This window comes from Klebsiella ornithinolytica NBRC 105727 = ATCC 31898 (assembly GCF_001598295.1).
GTDB lineage: Bacteria > Pseudomonadota > Gammaproteobacteria > Enterobacterales > Enterobacteriaceae > Klebsiella > Klebsiella ornithinolytica.
Genome location: NZ_BCYR01000006.1, coordinates 229,608 through 253,182, shown reverse-complemented (window position 1 = coordinate 253,182; position 23,575 = coordinate 229,608). Strand labels below are relative to the sequence as shown.

Here is a 23,575-nt window from a genome sequence, read left to right as displayed (position 1 = left end):
GAGGCGTAATGAAGAGCTATATTGCCGTCGACTGGGGCTCGACACAGCTGCGCGGCTGGCTGATTCGCGACGGAAAATGCGTGGAGACAATGCAGCTTCCTCTCGGGGTCTCGCGGCTCAACGGACAATCGCCGGCGGAGGTTTTCCACCGGTATCTGACGCCGTGGCGTGCAGCCGCGGAGCTACCGGTAGTCATGGCCGGAATGATCGGTAGCGATGCGGGCTGGCAGGCGGTGCCCTACCTGGCCTGCCCGGCGGCGATTGATGAACCGGGGCGTCAGCTGTTTGCCGTTGCTGACGGCGTGTGGATTGTTCCCGGCCTTAAGGTAGAACAGCGCGGGGATTACAACGTGATGCGCGGGGAGGAGACGCAGCTGCTTGGCGCATCGCAGATAGCGCCGGCGACGTGCTACGTGATGCCGGGTACGCACTGTAAATGGGTGCAGGTTGAACGGGGCGTGGTGCGCCACTTCGCCACCGCGATGACCGGAGAGCTGCATCATCTGCTGCTTAGCCAGTCGCTGATCGGTAAACAGCTTCCCGACCAGCAGGCGGATGAGGCGGCATTTACCCTTGGGCTGGAAAAGGGGAGGGAGGCGCCGTCGCTGGTGGTTGACCTGTTCGGCGCCCGCGCCGCGCGGATACTGGGCGCGCTGTCGCCGACATCGGTCAGCGACTATCTCTCAGGTCTCCTGATTGGCGCGGAGGTGGCGGCGCTCCGCGAACGCTACCGCGCGACGCACATCACGCTGGTGGGGGAACCGGCGCTAAATGAACGCTATCGTCGGGCGATGGCGGCCCACGGAGTGACGGTCAACTGCTGTCGCGGGGATGAGGCATTTCTGCGCGGCATCGCGAGGATTATCCATGAACACGTTTAAACTGGTCGCGATTTTGCGCGGCATTGGTCCGCAAGAGGCGGCGGAGCATATTGAGATGCTGATTGACGCCGGCTTTCGCTATATCGAAATCCCGCTCAACTCGCCGGAGTGGCAGCGCAGTATTCCGCAGATGGTGGCGCAGTTCGGCGCCCGGGCGGTGATTGGCGCAGGGACGGTGCTTAACGTCGGGCAGGTTGATATCCTGGCGCAGGCCGGGGCGAAGCTGATCGTGACGCCCAATACGCAGCCGGCGGTGATTCGCCGGGCGGTCGAGCAGGGGATGCTGGTTTGTGCCGGCTGCGCCACCGCGACAGAGGCCTTTAGCGCGCTGGAGGCCGGGGCACAGTGGCTGAAGATTTTCCCTTCATCCAGCTTTGGCCCGGACTATATTCGTGCTCTTAAGGCGGTGCTGCCGCCTGACGTGCCGGTGCTGGCGGTTGGCGGCGTGACGCCGGAAAACCTGGCAACCTGGGTGCAGGCCGGCTGTTCGGGGGCGGGATTAGGCAGCGATCTCTATCGCCCCGGGCAGCCGCCGGAACAGACCCGGGAGCAGGCCAGACGCTTTATCGCTGCGAGCCTGGTTTAATCACCCAGCGGCTGACGGTCGACGCCGCCGCGGTGGCTGTCGAGCGCCAGCTTGATACGGCGCAGCCGATCTTTCGCCTGCGGTTTGTTGGCCATCGCCAGTTCGGTGGCCAGCACATCCACCATCGCCAGCATGGCATAACGGGACGTGCTGGGTTTGAAGATATAGTCGTTTTCGCGTACCAGCAGCGGTAAGACGAGGTCCGCCTGATCGGCCAGCGGCGTTCCCGCTGGCGTAATCGCAATCACTTTCGCGCCGTACTGCCTGGCGATAGCCGCGCTTTCAATCATCTCTTTGGTATATCCTCCGAGCGACAGGACGATCACCACGTCTTTTGGCGTCACGGCGGAGCTCATCATCCGTACCAGCAGGCCGTCGTTCTGACTGACGACCGGCAGGCCGAGGCGGAACAGGCGGTACTGGATCTCCTGGGCGCAGATGGTTGAACCGCCGCCCATGCCGATGGCCAGAATTTGCCGCGCGTCGCTCAGCCAGGAGACGGCGCGCTTCAGCGCCTCAATATCCAGCGCCCGGCGGTTGGTTTCCAGCACGCCGATGATGGATTCGTAAATGCCCTGCACGCCTTCGAGATCCGGCACATCGAGAATAAAGCGCTGACCGACAGCCAGAGACTGCGCGAGCTTCATCTTCAGCTCACGGACATCTTTGCACCCCAACGCCCGGGCGAAACGGGTCACCGAAGCCTGGCTGGTGTTGGTCAAACGGGCGATTTCGGCGATGGGTAACTCTGCCGCCGCGGCGACATCATCGAGGATAAACTGGGCGATGCGCTTTTCGGTGACGGTCAGTTCGAGAAAGCGATCGGTGATGCAGGAAATGATATCGATCGAGTAGGCCATAGGGAGTACCAGGCGGTAAAGTTAGCATGATACTTTGTACCATATTCACCCCATAAACACAGCCCTGGCCGGAGACGACTTACAGCGTCAGGCGCATGGCGCAGCGCGTTTCCGGCGGCAGACCGTGCTCCGTTTCCAGCGCCCTTTTTGCCGCCAGTCCCGCCGGCAGCCTTAGCTCGCTCAGCATTGAAAACCCCAGGCGCGTATAAAACGGCGCATTCCACGGCACGTCGCGAAAGGTGGTGAGGGTGACCGCCGGATACGCCGCCTGCCGGGCGCTCTCAATGACCTGCTCCAGCATCATGCGGCCAATGCCTCGCCCCTGCCACGCCTGATGAACGGCGATCTCGACGATAAACAGGGCATCGTCCAGCGGTTCGGTCAGCAGGAAGCCTATCGGTCGTTCATCGGCCACGGCCAGCAGGCTATGGTCAGTTTCAAGAAACAGGCGGTGGCGCTCGGGGCTTATGACTTCGCTTTCCGCCAGCCAGGCCAGCGCCGGAATCTGGCGAAAAGACTGGGCCGCCGAGCGCTCAATCGCGGGCAGGAGAGGAATGTCGTTCTCCTGAGTCAGGCGAAAAGTCGTTGCGGCGGTTATAGTGTTATTTTTCATCGCTTCAGCATAGCAATTTTCGGGAGAAATGCATGGCATTGATAGCCGTCCCAGCTACCGGTTTTAGCAGCGAGCAGTTAAGCACGATCCTCAGCGACTGTTTTGAAGATTACCTGGTGCCGGTTTCACTGCCGGTGGCGGTGTTCGTTCAGCGCTTCGGTTCCGAGGGACTGAGCCTGCTCGACTCCTGCGTCTGGCTGGATGGCGGGACGCCGGCGGCAATCGCCATCGTGGCCCGGCGCGGCGATGAGGCGAGACTGGCGGCTTTTGCGGTGCGTCCGGCCTGGCGCGGCAAAGGCATGGGCCGTCGGCTGATGACGCCGCTCATGGCCTCGCTGCGGGAGCAGGGCGTGCGGCGAATGTGGCTGGAGGTGATCCGCGAAAACTATGCGGCGGTGGCGCTGTACCAGTCTTTAGGCTTTGTTGTACATCATGGGCTGTGCGGATTTGTCAGTACCCGGGCAGAGGATACCGCGGCGGCGCTGGAAGAGGGGGATGTGCTCCCTCTGTTGCGCAGAGCCGGAGCGGAGATCAACGGTCGTCTGCCGTGGCTGATGGATCCGTTGACCTTCGCCACGCTGCCATGCCGGGCGCTCACTCTGAACCAGCAGGCTTTTGCCGTGCTGGCAACCTTAACCTCCACGCCGCAGCTACAGTTTTTGTGGGTTGAGCCCTCCGTTCGCGGCCGCGGGCTGGCGCATGAGATGCTGAGGGCGCTGGCCCGCCAGTTCCCCGGCCTGAGTACTTCGGTGATCATTCCCGAATCATTTACGCCGCTGTTTAGCGCGGCAGGGTATGCGACCCTGGCGCTGAAGCAGTATGAGATGTGCGTGGAGTTCAGCGGGTTACCGCCTGCCGAATGCTAGCGAATGCGTGAAGGCGCCCCGGTTCAGGTCATGAGCCGGGGCGCGGCAGCGTTAACCGTCGCTTTTTACCACTTTAAGATCCACCATGCCGATTCCCAGCTGACGCGGCGCGTGGCCAAGGATATTCCCTTCGTTGGTGGACTGCGGATCCGGCGGAACGATAATCAACGTATCGCTGCGCGACGGATTGTCGAAATGCAGAGTGGTGGTGGAAACCTCGTTGGCCAGGGTGAGGATTTGTTCGCTGTTGCCCACGCGGACCGGGATCGGTTTATTGGCGTTCGGCCCGTAGGCTTTGGCGGTAATCACCAGATCGAATTTTTCCGGTAGCGGCTCTTTATATTCAATCTTCACCTCGCTGCCGAGCTGGGCGTTAGACCAGCGGCCCCACGATTCCGGGCGGGAGATCCCGCTGAACTGCCTGACCTCTTCCGGCGCGCCGGCAACGTTAAAGACAAAGCTGTCGGCTTTGTAACGAATATCGTTATCGACGATCTTCAGGGTATCGACGTTGCCTTTGTAGCGCTGCATATCGATAACGGTATCTTTAAACGCCGTTTTTCCCTGCCACCGGGGCTTATCAACATGCTGCACCTTCTGTTCGCCGCCGAGCTGGCCCTGGGAAACGCACCAGTCGGTGGAGAGCGCCAGCTCAGAGGACCACAGCTGGCCCATTTTGTAGCAGCGATCGATCCACACGAAGTTATCCCGTGGGGCAAAATCGGCCAGCTGGAAGCGCAGCGGGGCGGAATATTCACTCTCCGGCAGCGGCTCAACGCGTTTATCGGATACCCGCAGCAGCAGCGGGAGGCGGAAATGGCTGCCGGAGAATGAGATCGTGTTCTTTTGGCTGTCGATGGTGAAGTTTTTCATCTCTTTCGGGAAGTTCCACAGGCGGATGATATCCGGTTTCCAGGCCAGCACTTTCTCTTTCATATTCATGAAAATACCGGACAGCGATTGCCCGGACAGGCTGCTGCGGCCCAGACCGATAAAGTTATCGCCGCCAAGGATGTCCAGCACCGTGGCGCCGTTGTCCATGGTGTTGCGCTTCACGGCCAGCGTCTCCTGCTGCGGCTGGTCGCCGCGCAGAACAAAGAACAGGTTGCTGCGATCCTGTTTGTTGAGATAGTCCCAGGCGGTGTTTTTCATCGCCAGATGATCGGAAGAGACCACGATGACCGTATTTTTGAAATACGGAGAGGCTTTGATTTTCTCAATCAATGCCGCGATATGCTCCTGACTACAGGTGACCGCGCTAAAGGAGAGATTCTTTTTCCCGCCGATGTCATAGCTTTTACGCTGGCAGGTGCGGGAGATAAAACCGTCCGGATGATGGGTGTCGACCGTCAGCGCAAAGAGCGAGAAGCGTTTGCCGGATTGAGAAAGTTCTTCGAATTTTTTCCAGGTTTCATCCAGAACGGTGTCATCGTAGAAGCCCCAGTCATTGCGGTAAGCGGGGTCGGCAACCGTGGTTTTCAGCTCTTCAGCGCCGTACAGGTAGTCAAAACCGTGTGATTTCAGGAACACATCTTTGCCGGCGAAACGCAGGTTGGCGCCCTGTACGAAATAGTTTTCATAGCCGGAGTTTTTCAGAATGTCGCCGAGGCAGATATTCTGCGGGAAGAAGCTGGAGACCGAGGCGGAGGCGTTGCCTTCAAACGGCGCAAACAGAGGAATACCGCACTGGGAAGCCACCATGCCAGCGATGGTGTAATCGGTACCCGGAAGCTGGGTGGTGTTGCTGAAATCGAGGCCTTCGTTTTTTAGTTTGCCGAGTTCGGGCGTCAGATCGGGAAAGGCGTCGTTATCAAAATAGGTGCGTTCGAGGCTTTCCCCGTAGATATAGACCAGGTTCAGCTTCGGGTTCGGAATGCTCTTCGCCGGCTCTTTGTAATAGGCGATAAAATCGGGATCGCCGTCGCGGGACTGCGATTTGACCAGTTCGCTGATTTGACGAAACGCCGGGCTGGCATCCACGGAGGCCAGCGCCAGAACCAGCGCCAGCAGGCTGTAGCCGAAATGATGAGGATGGTGGCGGCGACGGCGCAACACCCATCCCAGCGCGCTGAATACGGTCACCAGCGCCGCTACCAGCCCGACGCCGGGAAGAATGTATTTACTGACGCCAGCCCCGGTCAGGCTGTTGGTCAACGTATAGAGGACCGCGTCGTTAATACCGTCCCCGGTGAAGTAGTCGCTGGCATAGAGGGTAATATTAAGCACCACAAACAGCCCCAGCACCGTTAACGTGGCGGCAAACCACCAGGTGTTACGACCGGCTTTTAAGGCATAAATCACCACCGAGGTGAGGAACAAGGCGATGGATAACAACTCTGACACAATTCATCCTCATTAGCGCCAGTTGACCGCTGGCAGGATAGACTATTTTCCACGCTACACTGTAATTGCAGTGCCATATGGCTGCAATTGTAGAGTCATGAAACTGTGCAGTAGTTCAGAATTGGTTTAGAAATGGTCGTTTTTGATCGGGGTCACATCCCTGAACAACGAGGATCGTGTGCTGAAGAATGACGAAAATCATGGCTGGAGCCGCGTTAACAGCGCTAAGGCGTTAAACGCGGCGTCAGTGAAAAAAATCAGGAGAGGAAGTTAACGCCCTGTTTTAAGACCAGATCGCAGGCTTTGGTTTTCACTTTCTCCGCCAGCGGGCTGCTGCCGAGCGTGTTGAGGTTCAGCTGCTGACCGCTATTATTGCTCAGAAGCCCCTGCAACCCTTCCAGATAGCTGGTGTCCTCTTTCTGTTTTTCCGGCGTGCTGAGGCCGAGTTTATCCAGAACCTGATTTTTGACGTTTTCCGTGTTGGTGACCGAGGCCAGTTTTTGTTTGGCGCAGTAGGACATAATCCCGGCGGCATTGTTCATGCTGCTGGCGGTCAGGGACTGACTGCCACCGTTCAGCAGGCTGGTCAGCGAAGACATCGACAGGGCGCCGCTTTCCTGAGAGCCGCTCTGGCTGCTAAGCTGGCTGGCGGCGCTGGAAAGAGAGTCCTGCCAGGAGGCTGCGTGGGCGCCGGCGGCAAAAAAAACGCCGGCAATCAAGGCGGTGCGGAATAAGAATTTTGCAGATTTCATCAGTGTACTCATCATGGTTACTTAAGCATTTCTGCAGTATAACCCCGGCAGAGTTCGGAAATATCTTAATACTCTTTACCGGTGACCCGATGACGATAGCTGTCCCAGTTGAAGATGACCCACAGGCTGTTGCCAAGACGCATACGATCCATGACGCGCTCGCCGAGCAGCTTGTTCATCTCGTCCATGTTGCTGTTGGTCAGCATCCCGGTCGGGCGCTTTGATGAGGAGCGGCGATCGACTATCTGGTTGATGATCACTTTCTCGTAGCGCGACTCCGTCTGCATCCCGATCTCATCGATCACCAGCAGATCGACCTTGCTCAGATCGTTAAGGAGCTGTTCTTCGCTGGTTTCCCGATTGCCAAACGTCTCTTTCATCGCCGACATAATATCAGCGACGGTGATGATCAATACCGATTTCCCGCGGAGCAGCAGCTCGTTGCAAATGGCGGCAGCCAGATGGTTTTTGCCGGTGCCGGGTTTGCCGGAAAAGATAAAACTGGCGATGTTGCCGTCAAACTCTTCAACGTACTGGCGTGCTCTGGACAGCGCGTTCATCTGGCCTTCGCACTCGACCCGATAATTTTCAAACGAACAGTTCTGGTGCAGCGGACGGATGCCGGAGCGGTTAAACGTCCGCTGCATTTTCATGGCGCGGTTTTCGCGCTCCAGCGCTTCAGAACGCAGTTTGCCCTGCTCTTTTTGCCAGGCCAGCAGCTCTTCGCCGGTTTTAAACGCCGGTTCGACATGGGCTGGCATCATTTTTTGCAGACGCTTCATCAGGTCGCCAACGTTTTTCATGCTCATCCTCTGAAACCTCGTGGAATATGGCTATCTGGTTCGCTGACCGTATTCACATCGCGCCGCGGCTGGCCGCCGTTGCTGGCCCGGCCGATCTGTACGCTGCGCGCCAGCTTTTGCTGCCATTGCACATGATGAAAGACTTTGCCTTCCGCCTGCCAGTAGGCGACAAACGCCGCCAGCTCTTCCGGCGTCACCGGTTGGCTGAGAGCGATGCCCCACAGCGCGGCCATGCGCTGGAAATCAGCGTCCGGCTGCCAGTCGGCATACATGGCGAATTTCCCCACGGGGATAGCGGTTGGCGCTGCGCCGGGTTCGTCGAAAAACTGCGTATCGAGCGCAACATCGCTGCCGGGGCGAGCCAGTTTTGCTTCCAGCTCCAGCAGCTGCGCCAGACGTTCCGGCGTGAGCGCGTAGAACGCTGGGGCATTGTTAGCAAAAACGGCAACCGCGCCGCTGGCCGATTTTGCGAGAACGGCCGCATGGTCCTGAATAAAATCATCCAGGCCGCTAAAATCGGTGGTTAATATTCGCGAAGACATAACACTATCTCAATTCTGAACAACAATAGAGAGGGGTAATCGCCCCCGGATACCTGTCGTTTTTCAGGTGCTTCATTGCTGACTACGGGTGTTAATCCGACCCGCTGGTTTCAGGCAGCGTATCGGGATCCCCGCGGCTGTCGCAGTAAAGCAAACTGAAATCCATTGGCTATAGTAGCACAGCGTCGGGCCAAATCCCTGCTATACCCGCGGGCGCTTACGGTACAGCCAGAGACCCGGAATGGAAAGACCGATAGAGAGGGCGCCAACGATGGAGGAAGCCTTGAGGAAATTACTCAGCAGCATGATCATCATCTCTTCCGAGTAGCCAAAATGGCTGATTTTCACCGCCGAGATCATCGCCGTATAGGCAGAAATACCGGGGAACATCGGGATCACGGCTGCGACGGTGAAAATTTTGGGATGCGCCAGGTACCAGCGGGACCATTGAATGCCGATGCTGCCAACCAGCAGAGCGGCGAGGAACGTCGCCCATTCAATATTGAATCCTGCGGTCATCATCACCATACGCGAACCGTGGCCGATCGCTCCCAGCAGCGCACACCAGCGCAGCGCGCGCTGCGGTACGTTAAACACCATGGCAAACCCGGCGGCCGGAATGGCCGACAGCGCCATATCCTGAAGCAGCGCGCACAGATACGAGATTATGCCCATCCGCGTAGCCCCCACATGGTCATTGCCATCACCACGCCAATGCAGGTGGCCAGCGTCAGCAGGCTGGCCAGCGCCCAGCGCGCCAGGCCGGTATTGATATGCCCTTTAAACATATCCGCAACGGCGTTAATCAGCGGGAAGCCGGGCACCAGCAGCAGTACGCTGGCGGCCATCGCCACCGTTGACGTGTTGGTAAAGGCGGGAAGGCGCAGCATCAGCCCGGAGATGGTGGTGGCGACAAAGGCGGTGATACAGAAGTTTATCTGCGGATGCATCGAGCGATGGGTCAGGAGCTGGCGAATATACATGGCGATAGTGCTGGCGCAGAAGGTGACCAGCGCACCGTCCCAGCCACCGTTGTTGAGCTTGCAGAAACAGGCGCAGGAGAGCCCCACCATCAGAACCACCAGCCAGCGCGGATAGCGCAGCGGCTTAATCTGCGTAAAGCGCTTCTCCACATCTTTATAATCCAGCAGCTTATGCTCGGCCATAATCACAATATGCTGCACTTCCGTCACCACGTGCATGTTAATGCCGCGATCGATGTTTTTACGCGTAGAGGTCAGGCACTCGCCGTCTTTAATCGTGGTGAGCACAATCGCATTCGAGGAGATGGCGCTTTCAACGCTGTCCATGCCGAGCGCCCGCCCCAGACGAGTCGAGAGCTCCTCAACCAGCGCGCTCTCTGCGCCATGCTGTAACAAGAAAAGTCCACACTGAATACATAGTCGCGTAATTGTGCGCTGAACTGCCCGATCTGCTTGCATAAATACCCGCTGTCCGTCACATCCGATGCCGTCATGTCTGTTGTTACTTTAACCTGAACTCGCGCTTTCTCTGAGGGGGACCGGATCAAACAATGTGCAAAAAGTCGCCGCAGGCGGCCGAAATAGAATTTGAACTCCGCCACACTTTCTTAAAACTGTTGAAAAGTGCATTTTTTGTACGAATTTTTGCCTTCTTTTTCTCGTCCGGGTTATCAAAAATGCAGGAGAGAACTTTTATTAAACAAAAAACAAACAAATAATTAACCATCGAGCGTGAGGCAATTCTATGAAAACACAGGTCGCGATTATCGGGGCGGGCCCCTCCGGGCTGCTGCTGGGACAACTGTTGCATCGAGCCGGGATCGAAACCGTTATTCTCGAGCGGCAAACGCCGGAATATGTGCTGGGGCGCATCCGGGCGGGGATTCTGGAAAGCGGTACCGTCGACCTGCTGCGAGAGGCCGGAGTATCGCAGCGCATGGATGCGGAGGGGCTGGTGCATCATGGGGTTGAGTTTTTATTTGAGGGGCAGCGGGTACCGGTTGCGCTGACAGAGCTGACCGGTGGCAAAAGCGTGATGGTATACGGCCAGACCGAAGTGACCCGGGATTTAATGGCGGCGCGTGCTGACTGTGGAGCGCCGGTTATTTATGGCGTCAGCGACGTGACGATTCAGGATGCGAAGAGCGATCGGCCGTCAGTCTCCTTCGTCAGCGGCGGGGAAACCTGCCGCCTCGAGTGTGATTTTATTGCCGGTTGCGATGGTTTTCACGGTGTCTCGCGACAAAGCATCCCGCGTGACATTCTTAAAGAGTATGAAAGCATCTGGCCGTTTGGCTGGCTGGGGCTGCTGTCGGACACGCCGCCGGTCAACCCGGAGCTGATTTATGCTCACCATGAGCGGGGATTTGTTTTGTGTAGTCAGCGCTCACTAACAAGAAGCCGCTACTATCTGCAGGTCCCGCTGAGCGACAAGGTTGAGGCATGGTCGGACCAACGTTTCTGGGATGAGCTGAAACGCCGTCTGCCGGATGAGCTGTCTGACAAGTTAGTGACTGGTCACTCACTTGAGAAAAGCATTGCACCGCTGCGTAGCTACGTGGTGGAGCCGATGCAGTACGGGCGGCTGTTCCTGGTGGGCGATGCGGCGCATATCGTGCCGCCGACCGGAGCAAAAGGGCTGAATCTGGCCGCTTCCGATGTGAACTATTTGTGGCGCATTCTGCGGGAGTATTATCACCGCGGTCGCACCGATCTGCTGGCGAGCTATTCTCGTTTTGCTCTTGATCGGGTGTGGAAGGGGGAACGGTTCAGCTGGTTTATGACCCGCCTGCTGCATGATTTTCCGCAGCAAAGCGAGTTTGATAAAAAAATGCAGGCGGCGGACCGTCGCTATTACCTCGGATCGCGCGCCGGGTTGACCACCATAGCGGAAAACTATGTGGGTTTGCCCATGGAGCGTGTGGCGTAGGGAATCAACAGCTGGAGTTGTCATGCAGGCCACCAATACCGTTCCCGTTTTTAAATTGTATGGCGAAGAGCGCGACTGGCCTACGCCCGATCTCCTGCACTGCGAGTCGATTTTGCAGCGCAGCAGCCTGTATGAGTGGCATATCCGCATGCATCAGCATGCGGAGATGGTGCAGCTGCTCTATTTGCATAAAGGCAGGGCGGAGATCGAAATTGAAGGGACTACCACCGTGATGACCGAATCCTGTATTCAGGTGGTGCCGGCGTTGTGCATTCATGGGTTTCGTTTTTCACCCGGCACGCAGGGCTATGTTCTGTCGCTGGCGCTGCCGTTGCTCAGCCATTTTGAACGCCAGTTTGGCCGCCAGCTTGATGTCCTCGGCCAGCCGCAGTGCGTGCCCGTTAAGCACTCCCGCGGGCATATCCGTGCGCTGTTTACGGCATTACGGGAAGAGTATTGCGAAGAGCTGGATGCCCGGGAAATGATGCTGCACTCGCTTTTAGGGGCGCTGCTGGTTTGGCTGAACCGGCAGTGCCGCCCGACGTCGGTCGCCGAAGGGAAAGCGGAACGAAAGCGCAGCGTCATGCGCCATTTCTCTCGTCTTATTGAAAGTCATTACCGCGAACATCTGCCGCTGGCGGAATACGCCCGCCAGGTTGGGATGTCGGCGACGCACCTCAATTATTTGTGTCGTGAATTTCATGGCTGCAGTGCCTTAGGGGTTTTGCACCAAAGACTGATGCTGGAGGCGCGGCGTAATTTGCAATATACCACGATGACTGTGACTCAACTTTCTGATTATTTGGGGTTTTCAGATGCGACTTATTTTTCCCGTTTTTTTCGTCGCTATAGCGGCGTATCGCCAAAAACATTCAGGAATGAAATTAAATAAAATATGATGTGACAGGTTTTGCGTAATTCTTTCTAAAGTCTGCTTTTATTTTTTCTAATTTATTGTTGCTCTTTATGTATGCTAATGTCGTTTATTGCTAAGGCCAGCAATGCAATTCCCCACACTAAAATTGGTACAGAGCGTAAGGCCGAAACGTTCGCCAGGGGTGACACGGATTCACCTGGCAAAATAATATTATGGTTGCCAGGGGGGCCATCTGTTTTATGCCAGACGTGAATCTTCTACAGAAAACGGAGGGTTTATGTTACCAGGACATGATCAGTGCGGCATCATCATCAGCAAAATACCGGTTATGCAGTCCGGCTTAAAAACCATCACCAGTGAATGTCTCCCCGACTATATATTCAGCTGCTGCCGTTCGCCGGAGGAGCTCACGCTAACCGAACTGGGTCGAACCCGGCAGGTTATTGTCGACCTGTCCGGTGACCTCAGCCAGCCTCAGGAAGTTTGTGAATATTATTGTTTTTTAATGAGTCAGTATAAAGATATTCACTGGGTTTATATTGTCGGGCGCGCCAGCGATCGCGCGGCCCAGATATTTTTAGTCCGTGATAACAGTACATTAGTTTCCGACATGGCGCCGGTGGTACGTTTAGGCGCAGCGATATGCGCGGCAGAAGCGAGGTGCCCGGAGGATGTGTCTGTCACGAATGATAAAGCGACTTTTCTCAATACGCCAACCGATACGGTATCGATGAGCCCGGAGATGATAAGCACGCTGACTTTATCTGAGCGCAAGGTTTTACGGCTTCTGGCAAAGGGCTGGGGAATTAATCAAATAGCCTCGTTATTGAAAAAAAGTAATAAGACGATTAGCGCGCAAAAAAATAGCGCTATGCGCCGTTTATCTTTGAATGGCAATGCGCAGATGTATGCCTGGATTAATAGTGAACAAGGGATGAAAGAGTTGAATATATACTCAGAACATGGAGAGCTGCAGGAATGGAGAAGCGTAGCGAAGCGCAACGCATTGCTGTCATCGAACCGTGCGTAATGACGGAGACGGCGCTTCGTTTTATCTTAAACGATCGTTATAACGAAAATAGTGGCATTCATTTTTTCAAAGATGTTCAGTCATTGACGCAAACGATGAATATCAGGCAGGTCACTGCGATTATTTTTTCGCTTTCCGGTCATCGTCAGCTGCGACTGGAAAGTTTGCTTTTTTTTCAGGAGGCTGCTTATACCCATCCAAATATTCTGCGAATTATTCTGGCGAATAGCGGAGCAGAGCGTGACTTAATTACTCAGCTGGTGCCATTCCAGCTGCACGGCGTTTTAAATAAAGCCTGCGGCCGTGAAACGCTGCAGGAGCAGCTATTTCGGCTACTTGAGCAACAAATAGCCCCCCGTAATGAACCTGCCAGCCGCAAGGCGCTCTACGGTCATCGCCTCAGTTCTATGGAGCAAACAATTCTTCGCTATATAGCCTGTGGCTATTCATTGTCAGAGATAGCGGTGCAGATGGAGCGGAATATCAAAACCATTCGCGCCCACAAGTGCAATGCGATGGCCAGGCTGGGTATCAGCTCCGATCTCGGGCTGCTGAGCGCAGCCGATATTCTGATTCATTTCCCGCCGCCATGCTGCCAGGACGCTGCGGGGGAAGGGATAGCGTAGCCGTGCTCCAGGTATGCTACTGGCAAACATCAATCCAGGTCGCTTCGGTCAACTGCGCCATTCTGTCCGGTGAAATGCGCACTGCGCTATGGATAGCGCCTGCTGCCGGTAAGACTTCCGGGTACTGTTTTAGCGAAATATCGCAGTAGATCGCCAGCGGATTTTCCAGCCCGAAAGGACACACGCCGCCCACCGGATGCCCGGTCAACATCACGACCTCATCACTGCTGAGCATGCGCGCTTTCGCGCCAAATGCGTCCTTCAGTTTTTTATTATCCAGCCGGGCGTTGCCGCTGGCGACAACAAGGATGACCTGTTCTTTCACTTTTAACGAAAGGGTCTTGGCGATTTGCCCGGGTTCGACATGATGCGCGGCGGCTGCCAGGGCAACGGTAGCCGTACTTTGATTTAGCTCGATGATGTCGATATCGGGGGCATGTTCGGCAAAAAACTGCCGCACGGACTGCAGGCTCATTGGGATCTCCTGATTAATGACCGATTTAATCTGTCACAAGGCCGGAGGAGTGTAAATATTGTTGATTGAGAATCAGGAATTATTCCAATTTCTGGATCTTCTTCACAATCACCGTAACCGGTTACTGTAACCGGTTGCTGTTCTGCTCGCTCAGATGAATACTGGATGGGTAACTTCCCTGTATCACATATAACAAAGAGCCGTGTATGAATCGTGCTGACTTGAACAGTATAGAGAATGGAATGGCCGGCGTGGCTGTCCGTTCACAGAACATCTTTCATCACAACGGCAGAATAATCGTTGTTGGGCCAGTATCTAAAGCCTGTCAGGAGGGCTGCTATGTCTGCTAACCATGCTGCGTTTAATCTGATATTTCGCTTTGTAGAAAATTATATAAGCCCTGTCGCCGGGCGAATCTCGTCGCAGCGCCACGTGATGGCTATCCGTGACGGTTTCATCTCGGCAATGCCGTTTATGATTGTCGGGTCATTCCTGCTGGTCTTTGCCTACCCGCCGTTTTCGCCTGATACCACCTGGGGGTTTGCACGCGCCTGGCTGGATTTGGCGAAAGAGTTTGAAGGGCGGATTCTGACGCCGTTTGATATGACGATGGGCATTATGTCTATCTACATTTGCGCCGCGATCTCTTATAACCTCGGCAAGCATTATGAGAAGACCCATCAGCTCGATCCCTTCATGTGCAGCATGTTGTCCATTATGGCTTTTCTGCTGGTGGCGGCGCCAAAAACGAACGGCACCCTGCCGGTCGATAGCCTCGGCGGTACGGGGATTTTTACGGCGATTCTGGTGGCCGTGTACTGCGTTGAAATGATGCGTTTCCTGAAGGCGCACAATATCGGTATTCGCCTGCCGGATCAGGTGCCGCCGATGATCAAAAACTCCTTTGATCTGCTCATTCCGGTGCTGGTGGTGGTGTTGACGCTCTATCCGCTCAGCCTGTTTATTCAGCACCATTTTGACATGCTTATTCCGCAGGCCATCATGGCCATCTTTAAACCCCTGGTATCCGCAGCGGACTCGCTGCCGGCGATTTTACTGGCGGTGCTGATCGGCCATCTGCTGTGGTTCGCCGGGATCCACGGCGCGGCGATTGTCTCTGGCATGCTGCAAATGTTCTGGCTGACTAACCTCGGGATGAACCAGCAGGCGCTGGCTCAGGGCGCGCCGCTGCCGCATATCTTTATGGAGGCGTTCTGGACCTTCTTTATTGTTATCGGGGGGTCTGGCGCCACAATGGGCCTGGTCTTCTGCTATCTGCGCAGCCGGTCGGCGCATCTGCGTTCAATCGGTCGGCTGAGCGTCGTGCCAAGCCTGTTTAATATTAACGAGCCGGTTATTTTCGGCACGCCTATCGTCATGAACCCGGTCTTCTTTATTCCGTTCCTGCTGGCACCGATGGTTAACGCCGTATTGGCCTGGGCGGCGATGAAGCTGGATCTGATTGGACGAGTGATTTCAGTTGTACCGTGGACGGCTCCGGCGCCCATTGGCGGCGCGTGGGCATTGGGCTGGGATTTCCGGGCGGCAATTCTGGTGGTTATTCTGGCCTGCGTCTCCGCGATTATCTACTTCCCGTTCTTTAAGGTGTATGAGAAACAGCTGTTGGCGCAGGAGGCTGAAGAGGCTCAGCGTCTGGAAGAAGAGAGTCAGCAGACAGCATAAGATAACCGGCGGGCGGCCCGAATGCCGCCCGCCGTGAATGGCATTATTTCAGCGTGCAGTCTCCGCACTGAAGAACGTCTGGCAGACGATTACGTTGACAGCAGGTGCGGCGCACCAGCAATCCTTCCCGCAAAATCACCGTTCGCCACAGCGGATTGTCCTGGCCATCAGCAAACTGCTTTTCAAAGAAGCAGTGTTGACGCAGGGCGGCAACCTGTTCGTCCCCCAGCAGCGCTTTCATTTCTCCCAGATACCAGTTGATCAGATAGCCGGTATTACTCCAGATAAGCTTGCCATTGATATCACCGGTCGCTTCCAGCGCCTGTACCACCGGCAGCAGGGCGTGGGTCACCAGCGTTTCCATACGCGTTTGCGGCGAATGGGGTCTGGCGGAGGAGTCTGCTTTGACATCGATCCAGAAGCAGGCCGCGCGGCCCGTTTCATGAAATTCAACGCGAAAACGCTCCGGGGCAACACTGATGGCGGTCTCTTCACTCAGCAGCGCCAGCATCAGCGGTGGCACTAGCAGGCCGATATACCATTGCGCCCAAAGTGAGAGCAGCGGTTTCTGTTCACGTGGCATCGTCGGCTGGTTGCGATAGATATGATCGGACCAGGTTGCCAGCAGAGAGCTGAGTACCGTGGGCGTTGACCATTCTGCGAGCGTCAATGCGCAAGACGGGGCCTCTTCATCAAGGCGAAGAAAATCCAGCAGATGGGGACGAAGGGTGGTGATTTTTTCCCGAATCGCATTCGCCAACGCATCTTCGGCCGGCAGCAACGGAGCCTGCCAGATGATGTCATTGCGGAATGAAACAGAACGGTAAGCCATCAAATCGCCAGATATGAATCTAAATGATAATGATTAGTGATACTAGTTAGTTGTCCGGGCGATGGCAAGATATTTGTCTGCGTCGCGTGCGCTGTACCACGCGGCGGCGGGATCAGCTGGCGAGGATAATGTTGCGTCCCTGGCCCTTTGCTTCATAGAGCGCCGTATCGGCTCTTTTCAGGGCGCCATCAATATCGGAGTCCATGAGGGGCGTCATGCCAATACTAATGGTGACATTGGTGGCGACGCTTTCATTAAACATATGGGGAATTTTCAAATCGTAAACCTGCTGGCGGATACGCTCGGCGGCCAGCGAAGCCGCTTCCGCCGTGCTGTTTGTTAACAGCACCATAAACTCTTCACCGCCAAAGCGCGCGACGATATCACGCGATCGTACGGCATTGCGAATCGCAGCGGAGACCTGAATCAATGCCTGATCGCCCATCATATGACCATAGTGGTCGTTGTAGGCTTTAAAGTGGTCAATATCCAGCAGCAGCACATGATGGTCACTGTCACTCACCGCCAGAAGGGTATCCAGGCGGTTCTGCAGGCCGCGCCGGTTATATAAACCGGTGAGAGGGTCCAACATACTCAGATCGTTCAGGGTGTTGCGTTCCTGCAGTAATTTATCCATCAGCCCCTGGGTGAAGGCATCGCTGCGTTTTTGAATGATGCTCTGCAACATAATGCCGGCAATGGGGAGCGTGAGGCAATACAACATACGTAACCACTGTTCACCTTCGGCAAGAAACAGACAGGCAATAAACGTGGGTAAAGAGTGCAGGGTAAAGGCAATGATATTATTGGGGAATGCGATAGCGCCAATAAACAATATGCTTAATAACGCAATGACCAGAAAGTTAAAATGAGGCACCGGCAGTAACAATGCTTTTTCCGTTATATGCGACGCCCACAGCACACCAAATATCAGAGAAATAAAAGGAATACTTATTTTACGCCGTGAAAATTTCCAGTGCCATAGCGCCAGGGCGGCGCTGAGTATAACGATCAGGGCGCAGGGAAAGGTAAAGCTGACGGGGGTATAGAGCGGACTGATTAGCGAGAAAACCGCAGAAATAAAATTCAGCAGCAAAAAGAGCCGTAAGGAATATTGATATTTTTTATCATAATGTTTTTGCCAGGATTGTGCAGTCATATTGGGCGTGTCGTTATTAGTCATTAAATTTCAAAATGATGGCTGCCAAAAATGAACGATGAAAAGCACTGCACACAGTGCGGTTTTTTGCGAAATAATCAAATATTTTAATACATTACTACGGCGCGTTTAATTTATCACCTTCACCAATCTATGTCATCAGGCCGAACGTAAAGAACGAAATATCCTGATGGGCAAAACATGACAAATGATAAACGCTATCATATGATATTGGTTATCATTATCGATTGGAAAGGTGAGAACATGTTGCAGCGAGCTTTGGGCAGTGGATGGGCAGTGCTGTTGCCTGGGATACTGGTTGCTGTACTGGGAGGGGCTGGCCTGTCGGTAGATGCCTGGCGTGGGCTGATCGCGGTCGGTCTATTGATGACGGCATTGATGATCTGGCACCGGCGTTTACGGCATTTCGTACTGTTGCCGTCATGCGTAGCGTTAATCAGTGGAATGATGCTGATGGCGTTGAATTTGAAGCTGATGGGGTAATACAGAGAAGGGTAAGAATATTGGTGCGAGGGGGGGGACTTGAACCCCCACGTCCGTAAGGACACTAACACCTGAAGCTAGCGCGTCTACCAATTCCGCCACCTTCGCACAGTATTCTTAATTTTTGATATCGCCTCGTTGGTGCGAGGGGGGGGACTTGAACCCCCACGTCCGTAAGAACACTAACACCTGAAGCTAGCGCGTCTACCAATTCCGCCACCTTCGCACAGTGCGAGCGATATCTGCGTGGTTTATGGTGCGAGGGGGGGGGACTTGAACCCCCACGTCCGTAAGGACACTAACACCTGAAGCTAGCGCGTCTACCAATTCCGCCACCTTCGCATACCATCGACACTATGAAAGTATCGTTACCACGGAGGCGCATTCTAGTGGTTTTCAGCTATACGTCAATAGTTAATTGTGTGGCCTGGATTGATTGTTGCAAAAATGGTCGAATTTGAGGGGGGGAACCGGCGGCGGGGTTGCCCTGCCGCCGGAGAAGATGAAAATTATTTTTTCGCCTGGCGGGTCATGACGGTACGGTAAACTTTAAAGCGACCGGTTTGGGCAATCACTTCATGGAAGCCGAAGACTTCATCCAGCACATCCGGATACGGCAGGAAGGCGTTGGCGACAATACGCAGCTCCCCGCCGCTGTTCAGATGACGGATCGCGCCGCGAATCAGCGTTTGCGCAGCTTCCTGGCTGGTCTGCAGGCCATCGTGGAACGGTGGGTTGGAGATAATCATGTCGAAACGACCGTTCACCTCGGAGAACACATTGCTGGCGAACACGTCACCTTCAATGCCGTTGGCAGCGAGCGTTGCGCGGCTCGCTTCGACCGCCGGCGCGCTGACGTCGCAGAGCGTCAGGCGGACCTTCGGCGAGTGGCTGGCCAGGACGGTCGCCAGCACGCCTGCGCCGCAGCCGACATCGAGCACTTTACCTTTGGTGTGCGGCGTCAGCGTTGAGAGCAGCAGCTGGCTGCCAATATCCAGTCCGTCACGGCTGAATACGCCTGGCAGCGTTTTAATGGTCAGATTTTCCAGCGGGTATTCGCCCCAGTACTGCTGCGGATCGAACGTCGGCTGTTTTTCCAGACGCCCGTGATACAGCCCGCAGCGACGTGCGCTGTCCACTTTCGTCAGAGGGACATATTCGGCCAGCATCTGTTCGGCGCTGCGAACGCCGCTGCGGTTTTCCCCGACGACGAAAACGTCAATGCCGACCGGTAGCAGCGACAGCAGGTTCATCAGTTGAAACTGCGCTTCCGGTTTGTTCTTGGGCCAGTAGTAAATCAGCGTGTCGCAATCGGCAACGTCGCTGGCTTCGGCGACCAGACTAAAACGTACGTTTTCGCCCATCTGGCCGTTCAGGACTTGCCAGTGGTGAAACTGCTGGGTGTGGGCGCGGCTGGCCGCGGTGTCCAGACGTGCGGGCAGGTCATCCTGCAGGTCACCGGCAAACAGAACGCGTGCGGGTTCGAAATCATCACTGTGGCGCAGCAAGACTTCACTTGCCGGGGTAAAAGCAGACATGAAACACTCCTTCATTAAGACTGGCGCCGATTATACACGTTATCCAGAATGCTGCCTCTTTGTTGGCGCTGCTGGCGCCGCCTGCGCGCGGATAACGCTATACGCCTCACCTCTGAGCGAGCGGCGGGCGCGTCGTTCGTAGTTTGTTGGCGCAGATAAGCGGGATTTGCTATATTGCGCGCTTAATTAACAGGAGTGTTTTGCTATGACTTCCCGACGAGAGTGGCAATTACAGCAGCTGGGTATCACCCGGTGGTCGCTGCGTCGCCCCGGGGCGTTACAGGGTGAAATCGCTATCTCGCTTCCAGGGCATATTCGTTTGGTGATGGTGGCAGAAAACCCGCCGTCGCTGACTGAACCGCTCATCAGCGATATTCTACGTGCTTTGGCGCTGTCGCCGGATCAGGTACTGCAGCTCACGCCGGATCGCGTGGCTATGTTGCCGCAGGATAGCCGCTGCAACAGCTGGCGGCTGGGTACTGACGCACCGTTACTGCTGGCGGGCGCGCAGGTTTCGACGCCCGCTTTTGATGAACTCCAGACCAGCGCGCCTGCCCGTATGGCGCTCTGGCAACAAATCTGCGCTCATGAACACGATTTCTACCCTCAACACGGCTGATTTGCCCCGTGCCTGGCAAATAGAACAACGCGCCCACGCTTTTCCGTGGAGCGAACAAACCTTTGCCAGCAATCAGGGGGAACGTTATCTCAACCTTCAACTAACGGTTGATGGCGAGATGGCGGCCTTCGCGATTACGCAAATTATCCTCGATGAAGCGACGCTGTTTAACATCGCCGTCGACCCGGCTTTTCAGCGGCGTGGCCTTGGGCGAGCGCTGCTGGAGCAGGTGATTGATGAGGTCGAGAAACGCGGGGTCGCAACGCTATGGCTGGAAGTGCGTGCGTCGAACGTAGCCGCTATCGCACTTTACGAGAGCTTAGGTTTTAACGAGGCAACCATTCGTCGCAATTATTATCCCACGGCCGACGGGCGTGAGGATGCGATCATAATGGCGTTGCCAGTCAGTATGTAACGGCCTGTTCGCCAGGCTTTTTTAAGGGTAAGTCTGACGCTGTGCTGTTCAGACCTGCTGTAACAAGACGCCTGTGTGGCGGGCAATGACAGGGTGATATGATGAAGTGGGACTGGATTTTCTTTGATGCCGATGAAACGCTGTTTACATTTGATTCTTTTACCGGTCTGCAGCGAATGTTTCTCGACTATAGCGTGACCTTTAGCGCTGAAGATTTTCAGGACTATCAGGCCGTGAACAAACCCCTGTGGGTGGACTATCAAAACGGCACGATCACTGCGCTGCAGCTGCAACATCAGCGTTTTAATAGCTGGGCGGAGCGCCTCAGCGTGCCGCCGGGCGAACTCAACGACGCCTTTATGAATGCGATGGCCGAGATCTGCTCGCCGCTGCCTGGGGCGATATCGCTGCTGAATGCGCTGCAGGGGAAGGTGAAGATGGGGATCATCACCAACGGGTTTACCTCGCTGCAGCAGATTCGTCTGGAACGCACCGGCTTACGCGATCACTTTGATTTATTGATTATTTCTGAAGAGGTCGGCGTGGCGAAGCCGGACGCGCGCATTTTTGAATACGCGCTGGCGCAGGCGGGTCATCCCGATCGTTCCCGCGTGCTGATGGTCGGCGATACGGCAGAGTCCGATATCCGCGGCGGGGTGAATGCCGGCCTTGCCACCTGCTGGCTGAATGCCCATCAGCGTGAATTGCCTGCCGATCTTCACCCCGACTGGACGGTGACCTCTTTAAGCGACCTGGAGCAGCTCCTGTGTAAACACTGATTGCCTCCCCCCCATTGATGGGTAAAATAGCCGCAATTTTTCGTATTCCACATGCGTGGCCGGTTGCCGCGTTTACTAAGAAGAATCAATTATGACGTTGTCTCCTTATCTGCAAGAGGTGGCCAAACGCCGCACTTTTGCCATTATCTCTCACCCGGATGCCGGTAAAACGACCATCACCGAGAAGGTATTACTGTTCGGACAGGCGATTCAGACCGCCGGTACCGTTAAAGGCCGTGGTTCCAGCCAGCATGCAAAATCAGACTGGATGGAGATGGAAAAACAGCGTGGTATCTCCATTACCACGTCGGTGATGCAGTTCCCGTATCACAACAGCCTGGTTAACCTGCTGGATACCCCGGGCCACGAAGACTTCTCCGAAGATACCTACCGTACCCTGACGGCGGTGGACTGCTGTCTGATGGTCATCGATGCGGCAAAAGGCGTTGAAGATCGTACCCGTAAGCTGATGGAAGTTACCCGTCTGCGCGATACGCCGATCCTGACGTTCATGAACAAACTCGACCGTGATATCCGCGATCCGATGGAGCTGCTGGATGAGGTGGAGAACGAACTGCGTATTGCCTGCGCGCCGATCACCTGGCCGATTGGCTGCGGTAAGCTGTTTAAGGGCGTGTACCATCTCTACAAAGATGAGACCTATCTCTATCAGACCGGTAAGGGCCACACGATTCAGGAAGTGCGGATCGTGAAAGGGTTGAATAACCCGGATCTCGATCTGGCCGTCGGCGAAGATCTGGCGCAGCAGCTGCGCGATGAGCTGGAGCTGGTACAGGGCGCTTCAAACGAGTTTGATAAAGATCTGTTCCTCGCCGGCGAAATCACCCCAGTCTTCTTTGGTACGGCCTTAGGTAACTTCGGCGTGGATCATATGCTGGATGGCCTGGTTGAGTGGGCGCCGGCGCCGATGCCGCGTAAAACCGATACCCGTGAAGTGACGGCGGAAGAAGAGAAATTTACCGGTTTCGTCTTTAAAATTCAGGCCAACATGGATCCGAAACACCGTGACCGCGTGGCCTTTATGCGCGTGGTGTCCGGTAAGTATGAGAAGGGCATGAAGCTGCGTCAGGTCCGTACGGGCAAAGACGTGGTGATTTCCGATGCGCTGACCTTTATGGCCGGCGACCGTTCTCATGTGGAAGAGGCCTGGCCGGGCGATATTATCGGTCTGCACAACCACGGCACGATTCAGATCGGCGACACCTTCACCCAGGGCGAGATGATGAAGTTCACCGGTATCCCGAACTTCGCGCCGGAGCTGTTCCGCCGTATTCGCCTGAAGGATCCGCTGAAGCAGAAACAGCTGCTGAAAGGGCTGGTACAGCTTTCTGAAGAGGGCGCGGTACAGGTCTTCCGTCCGATCGCCAATAACGATCTTATTGTCGGCGCGGTCGGTGTGCTGCAGTTTGATGTGGTCGTGGCTCGTCTGAAGAGTGAATACAACGTTGAAGCGATTTACGAATCGGTGAACGTGGCGACCGCGCGTTGGGTGGAATCCACCGACGTGAAAAAATTTGAGGAATTTAAGCGTAAAAACGAAATTCAGCTGGCCCTCGATGGCGGTGATAATCTGACATATATCGCGCCAACTATGGTTAACCTGAACCTGACGCAGGAACGCTATCCTGACGTTCTGTTCCGTAAAACTCGCGAGCACTAATCCCTTCCGGAGCGCGGCTCTCACCGCGCTCCACGCTATTTTTTCGTCGTTTTCCGCGTTATAGAAAGTTCTTAAAGATCCCCGTCAGCGTGACTTTTTGTACATATTTTCCGTCTCTTTCATGACCTTCTACTATATTTAATAAGTAATTTTTAAGATTCTGGCTTAATAAGCTACTTATTTTGCTTTAGCGATATA

25 protein-coding genes and 3 tRNA genes are annotated in these 23,575 nt (G+C 55.3%); 13 read left to right on the top strand and 15 right to left on the bottom strand.

Annotation, left to right across the window (positions count from 1 at the left end; genetic code table 11):
• Positions 1-8 precede the first annotated feature (8 nt).
• Positions 9-881, top strand: a complete 873-nt coding sequence (locus ROR01S_RS14325; protein ID WP_048024224.1) for a 2-dehydro-3-deoxygalactonokinase — start codon at positions 9-11, stop codon at positions 879-881.
• Positions 868-1,467 carry a 2-dehydro-3-deoxy-6-phosphogalactonate aldolase gene (locus tag ROR01S_RS14320; protein WP_004857598.1) on the top strand — a complete coding sequence of 200 codons (600 nt, stop codon included), beginning with the start codon at positions 868-870 and terminating at the stop codon, positions 1,465-1,467. Before ROR01S_RS14325 ends, ROR01S_RS14320 begins: the two co-directional genes overlap by 14 nt.
• Here the strand turns inward: ROR01S_RS14320 and ROR01S_RS14315 are convergent.
• Positions 1,464-2,327, bottom strand: coding sequence for a MurR/RpiR family transcriptional regulator (locus ROR01S_RS14315; RefSeq protein WP_004857599.1), 864 nt, complete (start codon positions 2,325-2,327; stop codon positions 1,464-1,466). The genes ROR01S_RS14320 and ROR01S_RS14315 overlap by 4 nt on opposite strands.
• 79 nt (positions 2,328-2,406) lie before the next feature.
• The gene (locus ROR01S_RS14310; RefSeq protein WP_032716524.1) at positions 2,407-2,940 is read right to left on the bottom strand and encodes a GNAT family N-acetyltransferase; all 534 of its coding nucleotides are present in this window, start codon (positions 2,938-2,940) and stop codon (positions 2,407-2,409) included.
• Positions 2,941-2,972: 32 nt separating this feature from the next.
• Between ROR01S_RS14310 and ROR01S_RS14305 the strand changes: the two genes are divergently transcribed.
• Positions 2,973-3,806, top strand: coding sequence for a GNAT family N-acetyltransferase (locus tag ROR01S_RS14305; protein WP_044347499.1), 834 nt, complete (start codon positions 2,973-2,975; stop codon positions 3,804-3,806).
• Between the two features lie 51 nt (positions 3,807-3,857).
• On the opposite strand, the gene opgB is transcribed toward ROR01S_RS14305, so the two are convergent.
• The 6 genes from opgB to ROR01S_RS14275 all read right to left on the bottom strand — a co-directional run bounded on the left by opgB (position 3,858) and on the right by ROR01S_RS14275 (position 9,688).
• Positions 3,858-6,149 carry a phosphatidylglycerol--membrane-oligosaccharide glycerophosphotransferase gene (opgB, locus tag ROR01S_RS14300; protein WP_015585196.1) on the bottom strand — a complete coding sequence of 764 codons (2,292 nt, stop codon included), beginning with the start codon at positions 6,147-6,149 and terminating at the stop codon, positions 3,858-3,860.
• 257 nt (positions 6,150-6,406) lie between these two features.
• A complete protein-coding gene (locus ROR01S_RS14295; RefSeq protein ID WP_004857608.1) occupies positions 6,407-6,901 on the bottom strand; it encodes a YjjA family protein in 495 nt (164 codons plus the stop codon).
• Between the two features lie 65 nt (positions 6,902-6,966).
• Positions 6,967-7,704, bottom strand: coding sequence for a replicative helicase loader DnaC (dnaC, locus tag ROR01S_RS14290; protein WP_015585195.1), 738 nt, complete (start codon positions 7,702-7,704; stop codon positions 6,967-6,969).
• A 2-nt stretch (positions 7,705-7,706) separates the two neighbouring features.
• The gene (gene dnaT / locus ROR01S_RS14285; RefSeq protein WP_004857612.1) at positions 7,707-8,246 is read right to left on the bottom strand and encodes a primosomal protein DnaT; all 540 of its coding nucleotides are present in this window, start codon (positions 8,244-8,246) and stop codon (positions 7,707-7,709) included.
• 201 nt (positions 8,247-8,447) lie between these two features.
• Positions 8,448-8,921, bottom strand: a complete 474-nt coding sequence (locus ROR01S_RS14280) for a threonine/serine exporter (protein ID WP_004857614.1) — start codon at positions 8,919-8,921, stop codon at positions 8,448-8,450.
• A complete protein-coding gene (locus ROR01S_RS14275; RefSeq protein WP_015585194.1) occupies positions 8,912-9,688 on the bottom strand; it encodes a threonine/serine exporter family protein in 777 nt (258 codons plus the stop codon). The genes ROR01S_RS14280 and ROR01S_RS14275 overlap by 10 nt, the downstream gene beginning before the upstream one ends.
• A gap of 286 nt (positions 9,689-9,974) precedes the next feature.
• Between ROR01S_RS14275 and pobA the strand changes: the two genes are divergently transcribed.
• The 4 genes from pobA to bglJ all read left to right on the top strand — a co-directional run bounded on the left by pobA (position 9,975) and on the right by bglJ (position 13,692).
• Positions 9,975-11,159 (top strand): 4-hydroxybenzoate 3-monooxygenase, encoded by a 1,185-nt coding sequence (gene pobA, locus ROR01S_RS14270; RefSeq protein ID WP_064359599.1) that lies wholly within the window; start codon positions 9,975-9,977, stop codon positions 11,157-11,159.
• Positions 11,160-11,181: 22 nt separating this feature from the next.
• Complete coding sequence (locus ROR01S_RS14265) at positions 11,182-12,051, top strand: helix-turn-helix domain-containing protein (RefSeq protein WP_064359598.1); 870 nt, start codon at positions 11,182-11,184, stop codon at positions 12,049-12,051.
• 262 nt (positions 12,052-12,313) lie between these two features.
• The gene (locus ROR01S_RS14260; RefSeq protein WP_064359597.1) at positions 12,314-13,066 is read left to right on the top strand and encodes a helix-turn-helix transcriptional regulator; all 753 of its coding nucleotides are present in this window, start codon (positions 12,314-12,316) and stop codon (positions 13,064-13,066) included.
• Positions 13,015-13,692 carry a DNA-binding transcriptional activator BglJ gene (gene bglJ / locus ROR01S_RS14255; RefSeq protein ID WP_073972305.1) on the top strand — a complete coding sequence of 226 codons (678 nt, stop codon included), beginning with the start codon at positions 13,015-13,017 and terminating at the stop codon, positions 13,690-13,692. The genes ROR01S_RS14260 and bglJ overlap by 52 nt, the downstream gene beginning before the upstream one ends.
• Positions 13,693-13,708: 16 nt before the next feature.
• On the opposite strand, the gene ROR01S_RS14250 is transcribed toward bglJ, so the two are convergent.
• Positions 13,709-14,167, bottom strand: coding sequence for a YbaK/EbsC family protein (locus tag ROR01S_RS14250; protein WP_004857627.1), 459 nt, complete (start codon positions 14,165-14,167; stop codon positions 13,709-13,711).
• A 339-nt stretch (positions 14,168-14,506) separates the two neighbouring features.
• Here ROR01S_RS14250 and ROR01S_RS14245 point away from each other — a divergent pair, with 339 nt between their 5' ends.
• Positions 14,507-15,850 carry a PTS cellobiose transporter subunit IIC gene (locus ROR01S_RS14245; protein WP_004857629.1) on the top strand — a complete coding sequence of 448 codons (1,344 nt, stop codon included), beginning with the start codon at positions 14,507-14,509 and terminating at the stop codon, positions 15,848-15,850.
• A 43-nt stretch (positions 15,851-15,893) separates the two neighbouring features.
• On the opposite strand, the gene fhuF is transcribed toward ROR01S_RS14245, so the two are convergent.
• Both fhuF and ROR01S_RS14235 read right to left on the bottom strand, forming a co-directional pair.
• Complete coding sequence (fhuF, locus tag ROR01S_RS14240) at positions 15,894-16,682, bottom strand: siderophore-iron reductase FhuF (protein ID WP_004857631.1); 789 nt, start codon at positions 16,680-16,682, stop codon at positions 15,894-15,896.
• Between the two features lie 112 nt (positions 16,683-16,794).
• Positions 16,795-17,841: a GGDEF domain-containing protein gene (locus ROR01S_RS14235; protein ID WP_015585190.1), complete on the bottom strand. Its 1,047-nt coding sequence runs from the start codon at positions 17,839-17,841 to the stop codon at positions 16,795-16,797.
• Between the two features lie 264 nt (positions 17,842-18,105).
• On the opposite strand from ROR01S_RS14235, the gene ROR01S_RS14230 reads away from it, so the two are divergent.
• Positions 18,106-18,345 carry a DUF1435 domain-containing protein gene (locus tag ROR01S_RS14230; RefSeq protein WP_032716607.1) on the top strand — a complete coding sequence of 80 codons (240 nt, stop codon included), beginning with the start codon at positions 18,106-18,108 and terminating at the stop codon, positions 18,343-18,345.
• A gap of 21 nt (positions 18,346-18,366) precedes the next feature.
• On the opposite strand, the gene ROR01S_RS14225 is transcribed toward ROR01S_RS14230, so the two are convergent.
• The 4 genes from ROR01S_RS14225 to rsmC form a co-directional block, all read right to left on the bottom strand.
• A tRNA-Leu gene (locus ROR01S_RS14225) sits at positions 18,367-18,453 on the bottom strand.
• A 31-nt stretch (positions 18,454-18,484) separates the two neighbouring features.
• A tRNA-Leu gene (locus tag ROR01S_RS14220) sits at positions 18,485-18,571 on the bottom strand.
• Positions 18,572-18,599: 28 nt separating this feature from the next.
• A tRNA-Leu gene (locus ROR01S_RS14215) sits at positions 18,600-18,687 on the bottom strand.
• Positions 18,688-18,854: 167 nt separating this feature from the next.
• Entirely contained in the window at positions 18,855-19,883 is a 1,029-nt protein-coding gene (gene rsmC, locus ROR01S_RS14210) for a 16S rRNA (guanine(1207)-N(2))-methyltransferase RsmC (protein ID WP_064359595.1), read from the bottom strand.
• 205 nt (positions 19,884-20,088) lie between these two features.
• On the opposite strand from rsmC, the gene ROR01S_RS14205 reads away from it, so the two are divergent.
• The 4 genes from ROR01S_RS14205 (at position 20,089) to prfC (ending at position 23,377) form a co-directional block, all read left to right on the top strand.
• Positions 20,089-20,502: a DNA polymerase III subunit psi gene (locus ROR01S_RS14205; protein ID WP_004857639.1), complete on the top strand. Its 414-nt coding sequence runs from the start codon at positions 20,089-20,091 to the stop codon at positions 20,500-20,502.
• Positions 20,471-20,917, top strand: a complete 447-nt coding sequence (gene rimI, locus ROR01S_RS14200) for a ribosomal protein S18-alanine N-acetyltransferase (RefSeq protein ID WP_054829012.1) — start codon at positions 20,471-20,473, stop codon at positions 20,915-20,917. The genes ROR01S_RS14205 and rimI overlap by 32 nt, the downstream gene beginning before the upstream one ends.
• A 101-nt stretch (positions 20,918-21,018) precedes the next feature.
• On the top strand, positions 21,019-21,696 hold the full coding sequence (gene yjjG, locus ROR01S_RS14195; RefSeq protein WP_004857643.1) for a pyrimidine 5'-nucleotidase: 678 nt from the start codon (positions 21,019-21,021) through the stop codon (positions 21,694-21,696).
• Between the two features lie 91 nt (positions 21,697-21,787).
• Positions 21,788-23,377 carry a peptide chain release factor 3 gene (gene prfC, locus ROR01S_RS14190; protein WP_004857644.1) on the top strand — a complete coding sequence of 530 codons (1,590 nt, stop codon included), beginning with the start codon at positions 21,788-21,790 and terminating at the stop codon, positions 23,375-23,377.
• The last annotated feature ends 198 nt before the right edge of the window (positions 23,378-23,575 follow it).

Bases quoted from the DNA above. Each gene is read 5' to 3' on its own strand.
- bglJ (WP_073972305.1), top strand. From the start codon at position 13,015: ATGGAGAAGCGTAGCGAAGCGCAACGCATTGCTGTCATCGAACCGTGC.
- ROR01S_RS14310 (WP_032716524.1), bottom strand. From the start codon at position 2,940: ATGAAAAATAACACTATAACCGCCGCAACGACTTTTCGCCTGACTCAG.
- yjjG (WP_004857643.1), top strand. From the start codon at position 21,019: ATGAAGTGGGACTGGATTTTCTTTGATGCCGATGAAACGCTGTTTACA.
- ROR01S_RS14320 (WP_004857598.1), top strand. From the start codon at position 868: ATGAACACGTTTAAACTGGTCGCGATTTTGCGCGGCATTGGTCCGCAA.
- ROR01S_RS14245 (WP_004857629.1), top strand. From the start codon at position 14,507: ATGTCTGCTAACCATGCTGCGTTTAATCTGATATTTCGCTTTGTAGAA.
- ROR01S_RS14235 (WP_015585190.1), bottom strand. From the start codon at position 17,841: ATGACTGCACAATCCTGGCAAAAACATTATGATAAAAAATATCAATAT.
- ROR01S_RS14315 (WP_004857599.1), bottom strand. From the start codon at position 2,327: ATGGCCTACTCGATCGATATCATTTCCTGCATCACCGATCGCTTTCTC.
- rimI (WP_054829012.1), top strand. From the start codon at position 20,471: ATGAACACGATTTCTACCCTCAACACGGCTGATTTGCCCCGTGCCTGG.
- ROR01S_RS14295 (WP_004857608.1), bottom strand. From the start codon at position 6,901: ATGAAATCTGCAAAATTCTTATTCCGCACCGCCTTGATTGCCGGCGTT.
- rsmC (WP_064359595.1), bottom strand. From the start codon at position 19,883: ATGTCTGCTTTTACCCCGGCAAGTGAAGTCTTGCTGCGCCACAGTGAT.
- prfC (WP_004857644.1), top strand. From the start codon at position 21,788: ATGACGTTGTCTCCTTATCTGCAAGAGGTGGCCAAACGCCGCACTTTT.
- ROR01S_RS14230 (WP_032716607.1), top strand. From the start codon at position 18,106: ATGTTGCAGCGAGCTTTGGGCAGTGGATGGGCAGTGCTGTTGCCTGGG.
- ROR01S_RS14250 (WP_004857627.1), bottom strand. From the start codon at position 14,167: ATGAGCCTGCAGTCCGTGCGGCAGTTTTTTGCCGAACATGCCCCCGAT.
- ROR01S_RS14205 (WP_004857639.1), top strand. From the start codon at position 20,089: ATGACTTCCCGACGAGAGTGGCAATTACAGCAGCTGGGTATCACCCGG.
- ROR01S_RS14280 (WP_004857614.1), bottom strand. From the start codon at position 8,921: ATGGGCATAATCTCGTATCTGTGCGCGCTGCTTCAGGATATGGCGCTG.
- ROR01S_RS14275 (WP_015585194.1), bottom strand. From the start codon at position 9,688: ATGCAAGCAGATCGGGCAGTTCAGCGCACAATTACGCGACTATGTATT.
- ROR01S_RS14305 (WP_044347499.1), top strand. From the start codon at position 2,973: ATGGCATTGATAGCCGTCCCAGCTACCGGTTTTAGCAGCGAGCAGTTA.
- dnaT (WP_004857612.1), bottom strand. From the start codon at position 8,246: ATGTCTTCGCGAATATTAACCACCGATTTTAGCGGCCTGGATGATTTT.
- pobA (WP_064359599.1), top strand. From the start codon at position 9,975: ATGAAAACACAGGTCGCGATTATCGGGGCGGGCCCCTCCGGGCTGCTG.
- ROR01S_RS14325 (WP_048024224.1), top strand. From the start codon at position 9: ATGAAGAGCTATATTGCCGTCGACTGGGGCTCGACACAGCTGCGCGGC.
- ROR01S_RS14265 (WP_064359598.1), top strand. From the start codon at position 11,182: ATGCAGGCCACCAATACCGTTCCCGTTTTTAAATTGTATGGCGAAGAG.
- fhuF (WP_004857631.1), bottom strand. From the start codon at position 16,682: ATGGCTTACCGTTCTGTTTCATTCCGCAATGACATCATCTGGCAGGCT.
- ROR01S_RS14260 (WP_064359597.1), top strand. From the start codon at position 12,314: ATGTTACCAGGACATGATCAGTGCGGCATCATCATCAGCAAAATACCG.
- dnaC (WP_015585195.1), bottom strand. From the start codon at position 7,704: ATGAAAAACGTTGGCGACCTGATGAAGCGTCTGCAAAAAATGATGCCA.